1 pseudogene is annotated in these 340 nt (G+C 63.2%); it reads left to right on the top strand.

Annotated elements, in window-relative coordinates:
- Window positions 1-25: 25 nt before the first annotated feature.
- Window positions 26-340 (top strand): annotated as a pseudogene (locus tag KJQ96_RS38910) (transposase); the annotation flags it as partial.

The following is a 340-nucleotide window of genomic DNA, read 5'->3' on the forward strand; positions in this document are numbered from 1 at the left end:
GATCGGCAAAGGGAACAGCCACGGCTTGCTGTTGCATGCGATGGCCGCCGTGGATGCCGCCAGTGACGCCTGTCTGGGGCTGGTAGGCGGGAAGATTTGGACGCGCCAGGGCCGGGTTACGGTGCCGCACGATCAGCGGCCACTGGAGCAGAAGGAGTCGGAACGTTGGATCAGCACGGCCCATCGAGCCAAGCAGGTGCTCTCTGCGGCCACGATGGTCACGGTGATCGACGATCGCGAGGGCGACATCTATGCCAAATGGGCGAGCGTATCGGCCTCAAACTTCCATCTGTTGACGCGGAGCATGCATGATCGCGTGCTGGCCGACGGTGCAAGCATG

Origin of the sequence: Bradyrhizobium sp. sGM-13, from assembly GCF_018398875.1 — a bacterium.
In the GTDB taxonomy this organism is placed as follows: domain Bacteria; phylum Pseudomonadota; class Alphaproteobacteria; order Rhizobiales; family Xanthobacteraceae; genus Bradyrhizobium.